This is a genomic window from Methanobrevibacter sp. (assembly GCF_045126245.1).
GTDB lineage: Archaea > Methanobacteriota > Methanobacteria > Methanobacteriales > Methanobacteriaceae > Methanocatella.
Genome location: NZ_JBGVOG010000058.1, coordinates 1 through 10,835 on the forward strand (window position 1 = coordinate 1; position 10,835 = coordinate 10,835).

Annotated in this window: 13 protein-coding genes; 5 read left to right on the forward strand and 8 right to left on the reverse strand. The window is 36.9% G+C overall.

Annotation, left to right across the window (positions count from 1 at the left end; all coding sequences use genetic code 11):
- The first annotated feature begins 227 nt into the window (after positions 1 to 227).
- Together ACJMLZ_RS04555 and ACJMLZ_RS04560 are read left to right on the forward strand one after the other, a co-directional pair.
- Positions 228 to 1,529, forward strand: a complete 1,302-nt coding sequence (locus ACJMLZ_RS04555) for a phenylacetate--CoA ligase family protein (RefSeq protein ID WP_405304173.1) — start codon at positions 228 to 230, stop codon at positions 1,527 to 1,529.
- A gap of 8 nt (positions 1,530 to 1,537) precedes the next feature.
- Positions 1,538 to 1,969 carry an acetolactate synthase gene (locus ACJMLZ_RS04560; protein WP_405304174.1) on the forward strand — a complete coding sequence of 144 codons (432 nt, stop codon included), beginning with the start codon at positions 1,538 to 1,540 and terminating at the stop codon, positions 1,967 to 1,969.
- 32 nt (positions 1,970 to 2,001) lie between these two features.
- On the opposite strand, the gene ACJMLZ_RS04565 is transcribed toward ACJMLZ_RS04560, so the two are convergent.
- From ACJMLZ_RS04565 to ACJMLZ_RS04580, 4 genes are all read right to left on the reverse strand, one after another.
- Complete coding sequence (locus ACJMLZ_RS04565; RefSeq protein WP_405304175.1) at positions 2,002 to 2,703, reverse strand: glycosyltransferase; 702 nt, start codon at positions 2,701 to 2,703, stop codon at positions 2,002 to 2,004.
- A gap of 45 nt (positions 2,704 to 2,748) precedes the next feature.
- Complete coding sequence (locus ACJMLZ_RS04570) at positions 2,749 to 3,732, reverse strand: beta-ribofuranosylaminobenzene 5'-phosphate synthase (RefSeq protein WP_405304176.1); 984 nt, start codon at positions 3,730 to 3,732, stop codon at positions 2,749 to 2,751.
- A 171-nt stretch (positions 3,733 to 3,903) separates the two neighbouring features.
- On the reverse strand, positions 3,904 to 4,554 hold the full coding sequence (locus ACJMLZ_RS04575; protein WP_405304177.1) for an adhesin: 651 nt from the start codon (positions 4,552 to 4,554) through the stop codon (positions 3,904 to 3,906).
- Between the two features lie 39 nt (positions 4,555 to 4,593).
- Positions 4,594 to 5,094: a ferritin gene (locus ACJMLZ_RS04580; RefSeq protein ID WP_292821908.1), complete on the reverse strand. Its 501-nt coding sequence runs from the start codon at positions 5,092 to 5,094 to the stop codon at positions 4,594 to 4,596.
- A 95-nt stretch (positions 5,095 to 5,189) separates the two neighbouring features.
- On the opposite strand from ACJMLZ_RS04580, the gene nudC reads away from it, so the two are divergent.
- On the forward strand, positions 5,190 to 5,984 hold the full coding sequence (gene nudC / locus ACJMLZ_RS04585; protein WP_405304178.1) for an NAD(+) diphosphatase: 795 nt from the start codon (positions 5,190 to 5,192) through the stop codon (positions 5,982 to 5,984).
- Between the two features lie 18 nt (positions 5,985 to 6,002).
- On the opposite strand, the gene ACJMLZ_RS04590 is transcribed toward nudC, so the two are convergent.
- From ACJMLZ_RS04590 to ACJMLZ_RS04600, 3 genes are read right to left on the reverse strand one after another with little or no spacing between them, the layout of a single operon-like run.
- Complete coding sequence (locus ACJMLZ_RS04590; RefSeq protein WP_405304179.1) at positions 6,003 to 7,130, reverse strand: hypothetical protein; 1,128 nt, start codon at positions 7,128 to 7,130, stop codon at positions 6,003 to 6,005.
- A gap of 50 nt (positions 7,131 to 7,180) precedes the next feature.
- On the reverse strand, positions 7,181 to 8,341 hold the full coding sequence (locus tag ACJMLZ_RS04595; protein WP_405304180.1) for a MalY/PatB family protein: 1,161 nt from the start codon (positions 8,339 to 8,341) through the stop codon (positions 7,181 to 7,183).
- Positions 8,328 to 8,846, reverse strand: coding sequence for a nitroreductase family protein (locus ACJMLZ_RS04600; protein WP_405304181.1), 519 nt, complete (start codon positions 8,844 to 8,846; stop codon positions 8,328 to 8,330). The genes ACJMLZ_RS04595 and ACJMLZ_RS04600 overlap by 14 nt, the downstream gene beginning before the upstream one ends.
- Before the next feature lie 59 nt (positions 8,847 to 8,905).
- Between ACJMLZ_RS04600 and ACJMLZ_RS04605 the strand changes: the two genes are divergently transcribed.
- Entirely contained in the window at positions 8,906 to 9,388 is a 483-nt protein-coding gene (locus ACJMLZ_RS04605) for a DUF308 domain-containing protein (RefSeq protein ID WP_405304182.1), read from the forward strand.
- 320 nt (positions 9,389 to 9,708) lie between these two features.
- Positions 9,709 to 10,134, forward strand: coding sequence for a hypothetical protein (locus tag ACJMLZ_RS04610; RefSeq protein ID WP_405304183.1), 426 nt, complete (start codon positions 9,709 to 9,711; stop codon positions 10,132 to 10,134).
- 77 nt (positions 10,135 to 10,211) lie between these two features.
- Here the strand turns inward: ACJMLZ_RS04610 and ACJMLZ_RS04615 are convergent.
- On the reverse strand, positions 10,212 to 10,835 hold a 624-nt coding region (locus tag ACJMLZ_RS04615; RefSeq protein ID WP_405304184.1), incomplete at its 5' end, for a hypothetical protein.

A 10,835-nucleotide genomic window follows, 5' to 3' on the forward strand; every position in this document is an offset into this window, starting at 1 on the left:
ACAATTTAATATAAGTTTAATATTCTATATAAAAATTGTTAAATCGATGTGCAATTAAACTAACATCAATATTATATTTGAAATTAACCAATATAAGACTTTTCATTTAAAAGTCAACATTAACTCAAGTTCAACTTTGAATTACTTCAAATTTCAAAGGGACGACATAAAAATTTAAGTTAAAAGGAAAATATAATATAACATTAGAAAAATTAATGAGGCAAAACATGTATTGGAATGAAGAAATTGAAACCATGCCAAGAGAAGATCTTGAAGAATTGCAGCTGAAAAAGCTTCAAGAGACTGTCAAGAGAGCATTCGATAAAATCCCTTACTATCAAAAGAAATATAGCGAAGCTGAAGTTTATCCCGAAGACATTGAAACTTTAAAAGACATTGAAAAACTCCCGTTCATTACTAAAGACGACCTGAGGGAAAGCTATCCCTTCGGACTTTTTGCAGTCGACATCGAAGAAATAAAGGAATTGCACTCATCTTCCGGAACCACAGGAAAGCCTGTAGTGTCAGGATATACAAAAAAGGATATTGACACCTGGGCCGAAACAATAGCAAGAGGGCTTACCATGATGGGAATCGGTGAAAATGATATCCTGCAGAATACCCACGGTTACGGAATGTTTACAGGAGGATTCGGAGTTCACTACGGTTCACATAAGGTCGGCGCCGCAATCATACCTATCTCAACAGGCCAGACAAGAAGACAAATCGAAATCATGAGCGATTTTGGAACAACCGGTCTGATTTTCACCCCCTCATACGGAATCCACTTGGGCGAAGTTGCGCTTGAAGACGGAATTGACCCAAAAGAATTGGGGATAAAAGCCATAGGATTTGGAGCGGAAGGATGGACCGAAGAGATAAGGCAAAGGGTAGAGGAAATCTTCGGTGCAAAAGCATATAACATCTACGGACTGACAGAACTAATGGGTCCCGGCGTTGGAGTCGAATGCGGCGAGCAAAACGGACTGCATATCGCGGAAGACATCTACTATCCGGAAATAATCGACCCTAATACACAGCAGGTCCTCGGTGAAAACCAGCCTGGAGAGCTGGTTTTGACAAATATCCAAAGGGAAGGAATGCCTGTAATCAGATTCAGAACAAAAGATTTAACCAAAATTACCTATGAAAAATGCGGATGCGGAAGGACACATGCAAGAATCAGCAGAATCACCGGAAGATCCGATGACATGATTAAAGTTAAGGGAGTGGCTATTTTCCCATCACAAATCGAAAAAGCGTTGCTCAAAGTCGGTGAAGTGGAGCCTCATTATATGATTATAGTCACCAGACCTGGAACTTTAGATGAAATCGAAGTCAAAGTGGAAGCGTCACAGAACATCTTCTTTGATGGCGTCAAGGAAATGATGTCAGTACAGAAAAGAATCGGAAAATCCATAGAAAATGAAACTGGAATCAGAGTAAAAGTAACCCTTGTTGAACCAAAGACCTTACCAAGATTTGAAGGAAAGGCAAAAAGAGTAATCGACGAGAGGAATTTACATTAGGTGATATGATGAAAATCAAACAATTATCCATATTTTTACAAAACAGACTGGGAAGCTTATCAAAACCCCTTGAAGTACTCAGCAGCGCAGGAGTCAATATAAGGGCAATGTGCATGGCGGATACTTCAGAATTCGGTATTTTAAGATTGGTTGTCGATGATCCTGAAAAAGGAAAAGAAGCATTGGAAGAAAACAATTTCCTTGTTAAAGTCACAGAAATCATCGGTGTTGAAATGAATGACGCACCGGGCGGGCTTACAAGCGTCTTGAAAATAATTAAAGAAAACGAAATTGATCTGGAATATCTCTATGCATTCACTCATGATAAAGTGGGAAAAGCCATTTTGCTGCTTCATGCGGATGACATTGATGAGCTGATTTCCGCTTTACAGAACAACAATATAACCATCGTACCTGCTGAAGAAGTTTACAATTTATAAACTTCTCTTTTTTTAATTTTTATACACTTATTTTATAATGAAGAATTAAGCGGTCCTCGACTTAGGTCAAAATCTGTAATCCTATTGCTTACGTTTGAATCATGGATTATTGCAGTCCACATAGGCTTGTCTGTTTTTAGGAATACGCCCTCGTTATCCTCAAATATCTTAGTATGCCTGGTTTTTAAAATGGAAGTTCCCTTTGGCCCGACCATTGAACAGAATGCATTATTGTTTATAAAATATCTGTACCTTCTGTTTGTCTGCAAATCCAATTTTTCACCGTTAGGAAATGATATGACGCAATTATGCAAATTATCTGCAGCGTAATCCTGAATCCGCTTTACGAAACTTTCCTCAATCATGTCGTCATTGTCAATTCTTGTGGTGATGTAGAAATCATAATTCTCATTTTTGGTACGGAAATTCAGATTGGTGAATACCTCACCGTCTTCGAAATAATGGTCTTCAAAGTCATACACCCCTTTCAATTCCTGAATTCTTTTTAAAAACTTTTCAGGAGTATTCTTATGGAATAAGACAAGCCATGTGAAATTTTGATTGACCTGATTTTTTATGGACGGCAGAGTATATCTTTCAAAAAGGTCAAATCTCTCTTCGAGATAATCCTCATCAAAAATTCTCTGCATGGGGTCATTTTCAGGGTCTTTCAATTCACAGCCGTAATTTACCCTCAGATTAAACCTTGTAATTATATAATGCTTAAAGTCCATAATGCTCCATCCAAAAATGTTAAAATAAAAAAAAAGAAAGGAATACTATTTTTCAATAGTAAATCCGTGGTTTTGTGCTTTGGTTACAAACACAGTACCATTTTCACCAATAATCTCTTTGGTCTTTTCGACAATATCCTCATTTGACTCATCAAATACAGTATAGAGAACCGGTCCGAATGAAGATATGCCAACTCCATATGCCCCTGCTTTCTCAATGGCCTTCATGGTTGGCAGGTAGCTTGCATCAAGTGAGTGTTCAAGCTTGTTGAATCCGACCTTTTGAAGCTCACTAACGGCCCATCCGAAGTTCTTAATATCCTTTTCAAGCATGAACGGAACGAGATTCATTAAGATTAAGTGTGATACCTGTTCGACTTCCTCCTTTGGAATAGGACAGTATGTCTGGAACACATCCACCTCATCATCACCTTCAACATGATTTTCGATTTCCGGAATGGCGATTAGGATTTTCCATTCTTCAGGGAAATCATATCTTGCAATCAATGTTGCAGGTTTTGCCTTTGATGCTCCTGAAGGTAAGAATAAAGGTTTTTCCTCTTTGCTGTGTCCTCCATCCAAAATGAATCCGCCCAAATCATGAGTGTATGTACCGATTCCGGAAGTTCCACCCCTTCCAACAATGCTACTTAACTCTTTGCTTTCAATTTCAATGCCCATTGTCTCTGTAATCAGGTGTGCTGTTGAAACCGCGATTTGGGTTCCGCTTCCAAATCCGGAATGTGGCGGATAAGTCTGGTGAACAATAAAATGAAAACCTGAATCAATGCCAAAATGTTCCATAGTTTTTTTAGCGGCATCAGGTATCTTCTCTTTACATTCCAATATTGCCTCTTCATCTGTTACGGTATCGGCAAAATCAAGTGTTACGCCGCTTTCGGTTTGTTCGACTTCCAATACAAATTGTGGATCAGCTAATGCTAGACCAATACCACCATCGACTCTTCTATATGACCCGTTTAAATCTATAAGGGACATATGAATTCTTGAAGGTGCTCTTATAATCATTTTTTCACTTCCAATTAAGTTATCTTTAATATATATGTATTGGAATGTATTTAATACTTTTCATGATTTATCAAGTGAACTAAAAAAAAGAAAATAAATGATATGTAGTGAATTGGACAATAAACAAATTTTCCAAAAAGACAGTTATAAATTGAGAACTGATTTGTCCTTTTAAAATGATAGATTATCAATGCTTTCAATTAATTTTAAAGCAAAACTATAAGTCAAATCCATCGGCTCATAAGAATAGCACTCATAAACGATTGTTGGAATGCCTGCCTTTGCAGTCGGTTCAGTAATAAACGGCGGACTTGTCCTATGTTCCGGCGCATAATACTGAAGTTCATCAATGTCTTCAAGAATAGCATTCATCAAATTAGTTGATTTTTCATCAAAACCCGGAGCAAATATAAAATTAGTTATCTGATAGTTGCCCGGACCACTGGCTCCCCTATTGGAATGGATGTCCATGAACAGGTCATATCCTTCATTAATTATATCATCTTTGATGAATTCCCTTGCAAGCAATTGACCTTCAAGCCTCCCTTCAGTTTCACTATTCGGATTATTGACATGGATATTGTAGATATAATAGCAATTCTTCAAATCGCTTTTAGAAGTCAGTTTATCAAATAATGCCCTGTGGGATTTGCTTTCAAGAGGATGCATTCCTATTACATAAGCTATCTTAACATCTGAGGCGTCATCTCCAAAAGGGCCATGAATGTGTACACTGCCCAAATCATTTTCACCAAGCAGTCTGGAATCAAATATCTCAGAATCCACACTGGCTTCATCAGTCGGACCATCGGGATAGCTCATTTAAACACCTGAAAAAAATAAGGGTGACTAGATAAAAATCTAGTCTTCGGATGGTGCGCGTGCACCTAATTCTTTGTTTAATTCATAAATTAATCTGTTATCGCCATCAGCCAATTTAGCTTTAGCAACCAATTCCATTGCATTTTCCTCTTCTTCAACTTGCTCTTCGACAAACCATTGCAGGAAGTTGTTGGTTGCATGGTCCTTTTCTTCAATGGCCAAGTTAACCAAATCATTGATAAGGCCGGATACCTTTTTTTCATGTTCTAAGACATGTTCAAATGCTTGAAGTGGACCGTCCCATTCTGTTTGTGGTCCTTCAATAGCAGTCAAGGTTACAGAAGCTCCTCTTCTGATGATGTAGTCATAGAATTTCATTCCATGTTCCAATTCTTCCTCTGCTTGTACTCTCATCCAGTTAGCAAATCCTGCTAAGTCTTCATCTTCAAAGTAAGCTGCCATGGATAAATATAAATATCCAGAGTAAACTTCAGCATTTAATTGAGCGTTTAAAGCTTTTTCCATATTTTCAGATACCATTAAATATCACCAATATACATTCTGTATTTGATTTCTTATATATTTAAGCAAAAAAATTCAATCAATTTATTAAAAATAAAAATAAATCAATTAACATGATAGAAAAATCCATCTACGAAGATTATGAAATTGATTTCAGCGACACTTACGAAAGTGATGACGCTTATTACTTTATTTTTAACGATGAAAGAGAATTATTCCTAACAAACGATAAGACACTCCCGAACTCACTTGATAATATCAATATTGATTTTAAACTTTATATCGGAAAATATATGAATAAAGATACTTTTGTAGTTAATACTAACTGCAATGATTCGTTTTATACATTAAAGGATGTCTATGACATGGACAAGGACATATATTTAATGTCAACAAGGGCTGTTTTGGTGCGCGACTGGTATATCTCACATCAGTTCTGCGGCAGATGTGGAGTGAAGACCAAGTTAGATGAAAAGGACATGATGTTAAAATGCCCTTCCTGCGGTCAGGTGCACTATCCGCGAATCGCTCCTGCAATCATTGTGGCCATCAGAAAGGGTGATGAACTGCTCATGGCAAAACACAGCTATCACGAAAACATCAGTTACGCCCTGATAGCGGGTTTTGTTGAACCGGGAGAAAACATTGAAGAAGCCGTGCACAGGGAAGTTTCAGAAGAAATAGGAATAAAAATCAAAAATCTGAAATACCTGAAAAGCCAATCCTGGCCGTTTCCAAACTCTCTGATGCTTGGCTTTGAAGCGGAATATGATTCAGGTGAGATTAAAGTGGACGGTGATGAAATCCTTAAGGCCAAATGGTTTAAAAAAGAAGAGATCATCAGATATGATTCCGATATCAGCATATCCGACTGGCTGATGCAGGAGTTCATTGACTCATTAGATTAAATTGAAAGCATAATTGAATCAGTTTCCCTCTTCATACACATCATCAGGCTCATTATCACTGAATGTGGAATTATCTGATTCATAATCCTTTAACTTATTTATCCATATCGCTCCTCCGCAGCCGTATGATGCATTTTCAGCAAATGAAGACTCTTCGACACTCAACACGCTTTTTTTATTATATATTGCACCACCGTTCTGTGCAGTGTTTTTGGCAAGCAGGGATTTGTATAGACTCAACTCACTATCATAATTGTTTATGACGCCACCGTTTCCCTTTGCAGTGTTGGCTTCGAATGTGGATTCTCTGATGGTCAAATCGCCCCTATTGTTGAGAATGACTCCCCCATCACGATTTGCGGCATTAGAATTAAATGCGGATTTGGCTATCACCAACTCTCCAGCATTGCGTATTGCACCTCCATCCTCAGATGCCCTATTGCCTGCGAATGTGGAATCAACTATATCCAAATCACAATTTTCATTGAATATCACACCGCCAATTTCAGCGGAATTTTCTTTGAGCGTGGAGTTGGCAATGGAAAGCTCGCCGCCGTCATTGTTGAATAATGCTCCACCCTTGTTTGCTAAGTTTTTTGAAAACATGCTTTCTTTTATATTCAATTTCCCATCATCATTGAATATAGCCCCGCCATGATTTGCCTCATTGCTTTTGAATGTGGACTCAACAATATTCAACTCTCCCCAATTGTTTATTGCACCGCCGTGGTCCTGTGTTCTGTTATCCTCAAATAGGGATTTATCAATGATCAATTCACCTTCATCATTGAATATTGCTCCGCCGTCCTCTCCCGCAAAGCTGGCGATTATTGCGGATTCCATAATGCTCAACTCACCTTCTTCAATGTAGACAGCACCGCCATTTTCTTCGCAGAACCCGTTTTTCAGTATGGTGTTCCTGATTGTTACATTTGAGGCTGTGCAATAGAATATCCGTGTTTTTTTGCATGCATCTATACAGTGGCCATTTCCGTCGATAACCAAATCATCAACGTCCAGACCTATGCCTTCCTGATAGTTAAACTCTTCAAGTCCATCTAAAACAATATCCGTATCCAGAACAATTTCTTCTGCATCGCTATGGATTAATTCATCTAAATATTTGAAATTCTTTGAGGAACTCATTAACAACACTCCAGAGTCATATTATGATTTCTATAATTTTTCTGATTAAATTAATTTTTGATTATATTCAGTGCGGTTATTCCCGCTTTAAGCCTTCCCAAACCTTCCCTTAGAAGTTCCTGAGGACAGGCTATGTTCATCCTTAAAAAATTATCTCCATTCAGGCCAAAATCAATTCCGGCCGATAGGAAAAGTCCCTGATTACTTCTTAAAAATCCGCTTAAAACCTTTGAGGGAACGTTCAAAGCTGAGCAATCGAGCCACAAGAGATATGTTGCATCACATTCAACCAGTTTAATGATTGGAAGCTCATCAGCCAAATAATCCTTGACTATCTGTTTGTTTTCATATAATACCTCCCTTAGCTCATCCAACCATTCTTCAGAATCGTTGTATGCCGCAGCCACAGCTGCCGTTGCAAACACGTTGCAGGAATCTGAATTGTCAACATGCATCTGATTTTTAATCCTTTCCAACAGTTCCACATTTTCAGTGTGGACAATAGAACTTTGAAAACCGGCAATATTGAATGATTTTGAAGGTGACAAGCATGTAATAACATTGCCTGATGATTCGAATGGGTTATACTTCACACCAGGGTCGGTCAAGTCACAGTGGATTTCATCTGATATCAAGACGACATCATGCTTTCTGCACAAATCACCAATACGGCTCAAATCATCTTCAGACCATATCTTGCCAATGGGATTGTGGGGATTGCACAGTATCATCAATTTGGACTGGGATAATTTTTCGTCCAAATCATCAAAGTCAATTTTATATTCTCCGTTTTCATAAATTAATGGATTTTCCAAAACATTTCTGTCGTTGTCTTCAATCACATAGAAAAATACGTGATAAACAGGTGTCTGAATTAATATGTTGTCTCCAACGTCAGTCAAACACCTTATAATTGAAGATATTGACGGCATCACCCCTATTGAATACAGCATATTTTCACGAGACATCTTGAAGTCATATCTCCTATCCCACCAATCGATATAGGCCAAAAACAGCTCATCCGGAACAATCGTATAACCGTAAACAGGATGACTGGCCCTTTTTGAAATTGCATTCGAAATGGCCGGAGCTACCTTAAAGTCCATGTCGGCAACCCACATCGGAACGTCATCACCAAACAGATCCCATTTTAGGGAGTTTGTTTTTTTCCTATCAATTACGCTTTCAAAATCGTATTCAGTATTTTTCATAGTGAATCCTGCTTTCATCAAATTTGTCCATGAATTTATTTTCCCATCCTTCAGCCGGATAGCCAACAGTTATAATACAATATGGCTTTAAATCAGAAATATCATTGATTCCAACAATTTTACCAATTTCAGCCATTCTTTCTTCATCAGGTGCAACGCCGTTCCAAAGTCCTCCCAAACCTAAGTTAACTATTTCCAAAAGCATGTTTTCAGCGGCAGCACCCATGTCCTGCTGCCAGACAGTTTTATAAAATGCCCTTTCAATATTTGCGACCAATACAATAGCTACAGAAGCATTGGTGACCCTAGGTTTTATTTCACCTATTTTTGTTAGAGTTTGCTTATCCTTAATTACAATGAACTCCCATGGTTCGGCTCCAAGTCTTGATCCCGGAGCTTGCATTCCAGCTTTCAGGATTTTTAAAATATCCTCATCGCTTACTTCCTTGTCCGAATATTCACGAATACTCCTTCTTGTGTTTATTATCTCTTCAAATTCTACCATAATAATTAATAATATCTTATAAAATATATATAATTAGCTTAATTAATGGAGGTGAAAAAATGATTAACAGAAGTGCTGGATTATTGTCAATAATTTTAGGTATAATATTTATTCTATTCCCAATATTCTCATCAGAATTGGTTTCAATAATTGTTGGTTTAAGTTTGTTATTCTTCGGTATTTCATCCGCATTCATGGGATTCAACCTAAGAGATCAAAACGGAATGTTTTCAACATCCTCAATAGTTATCGGCCTAATCGCCATAATATTAGGATTCCTATTCATATTCTATATTGATGCATTATCATTCCTTGTTTCATTCCAATTCTATATTGTCGGATTTATAATGATAGTGTTTGGAATTGTTGGACTGGTATCAAAAGTTACCAAAATATCCACTTTTACTTCAATACTTGTTTTAATAATGGGTATTCTTGCAATAGCTCTTGCAGTATTTGCAATGAATCAGCCAATATACATTGCAATAATCATTGGAATTGTCTTAATTATTGAAGGAGTAAACCTATTCTTATTTGATTAGGGTTGCCCCTACTTTTTTTATTTTTAAAAAAAAAAGACTCGGTTAACTATTTTTTAAAAAAAATACCACCTTTATCGTTCATACACCATTTTAAAAGAAATTCACCATGAATAATTAACCGAGCCAGATTCCGAAATCCAAATTATACTTTGTTTTAATAATTTAAAAAAATAGCTGAAGTGCAAAAATCTGCTTTTGCACACCTACAAAAGGTTAAATCATACACCCCTGAGTGAAATCAACCTCTGTGATGTCTTTAAATGAATATCACTACCTTAAACAACATCAAACTTAAATAATTATAAAATGAATATATTACCATGACTTTCATGAATAATAATGCAAACATCAAACAGTTCCAATTGATCAAGTTCATAAATGAAAACTCAAGCGATGACCATGTGATATCAAAAATTACAATCGTGCTTCGCCGAGACAAAATAGAAGCCCCTTACTATATGATTACAAAAATCAGACTTTCTTCCTGCATTGACCTGCCGGAAAATGGGATTATTCATGCAATGGACATATTAAACCATGCCAGAAGGCATAATTTGACTGAAGATGCATACGCTGAAATCGAATCAATGATTAAGGATACATGCATTGAATCCGAAAGTGTAAAAATCTCCGAAACGGATGAGCAGCTGAAGATGGTTTTGATGTCAAGAAATGACGATGAAATCAGAAATCTATTCAAAAACTATGGAAAGCTTTTTGATAAAATAGATAATCTAATTGATTAGAAAATTAATCCCTCTGTTTAAAATAAAAATAGATGAAGTGTGAAAATATCTTTTAACACACTTCCAAAAAGCTTAAATCAATGCTCAAAGCAGGACTGTTCAATCACTATAAACTCAATTTCATGCTCCCTGCAGTACTCTTCGATGCAGTTTGAAATCTCTTCGATATCCTCTCTGGAGTATTCATTTTTGAAATAGTAGACAATTGGCTCCGTATTTGTATAAACTCCAATTGTCAAAAATTCTTTATTGAAAATGCGTACCATCAAAGTATTGTATATCTTAATATCCCTCAGAATATCACTTTGAGCCTTTCCTGGTGAAATTTCATTGCCGATGACTTTGATTTCGGAATTTTTATAAACCCTTTTCAACTGCAAAATCTTATCCTCATCAGTCCAGACATCCCTTTCAGGTTCTATTTCACCTAACTTTTCGCGGAATAATCTTGCGTTGTGCAGCTTTTCTTGAACCTCTTTAAGCTCCCTTTCAAGGTTTTTCTCATCTTCCAAAAGTGAATTGATGAACGCTTCACTTCCATTGTTGAAGTTTTCATATATCTCAAGCACTTCCCTTGCCGTAAGGATTGAGCTGGTTTTGAAAAAATCCTTGGTGTGAGGCTTTACACGTATGCTTAACGGTTTAAGTTTTTCCTTTCTGGATTTGGTGTCAAAATCAAAGAACTCTTCTGCAAAGTCATT

Bases quoted from the DNA above. Each gene is read 5' to 3' on its own strand.
- ACJMLZ_RS04555 (WP_405304173.1), top strand. From the start codon at position 228: ATGTATTGGAATGAAGAAATTGAAACCATGCCAAGAGAAGATCTTGAA.
- ACJMLZ_RS04560 (WP_405304174.1), top strand. From the start codon at position 1,538: ATGAAAATCAAACAATTATCCATATTTTTACAAAACAGACTGGGAAGC.
- ACJMLZ_RS04565 (WP_405304175.1), bottom strand. From the start codon at position 2,703: ATGGACTTTAAGCATTATATAATTACAAGGTTTAATCTGAGGGTAAAT.
- ACJMLZ_RS04570 (WP_405304176.1), bottom strand. From the start codon at position 3,732: ATGATTATAAGAGCACCTTCAAGAATTCATATGTCCCTTATAGATTTA.
- ACJMLZ_RS04575 (WP_405304177.1), bottom strand. From the start codon at position 4,554: ATGAGCTATCCCGATGGTCCGACTGATGAAGCCAGTGTGGATTCTGAG.
- ACJMLZ_RS04580 (WP_292821908.1), bottom strand. From the start codon at position 5,094: ATGGTATCTGAAAATATGGAAAAAGCTTTAAACGCTCAATTAAATGCT.
- nudC (WP_405304178.1), top strand. From the start codon at position 5,190: ATGATAGAAAAATCCATCTACGAAGATTATGAAATTGATTTCAGCGAC.
- ACJMLZ_RS04590 (WP_405304179.1), bottom strand. From the start codon at position 7,130: ATGAGTTCCTCAAAGAATTTCAAATATTTAGATGAATTAATCCATAGC.
- ACJMLZ_RS04595 (WP_405304180.1), bottom strand. From the start codon at position 8,341: ATGAAAAATACTGAATACGATTTTGAAAGCGTAATTGATAGGAAAAAA.
- ACJMLZ_RS04600 (WP_405304181.1), bottom strand. From the start codon at position 8,846: ATGGTAGAATTTGAAGAGATAATAAACACAAGAAGGAGTATTCGTGAA.
- ACJMLZ_RS04605 (WP_405304182.1), top strand. From the start codon at position 8,906: ATGATTAACAGAAGTGCTGGATTATTGTCAATAATTTTAGGTATAATA.
- ACJMLZ_RS04610 (WP_405304183.1), top strand. From the start codon at position 9,709: ATGACTTTCATGAATAATAATGCAAACATCAAACAGTTCCAATTGATC.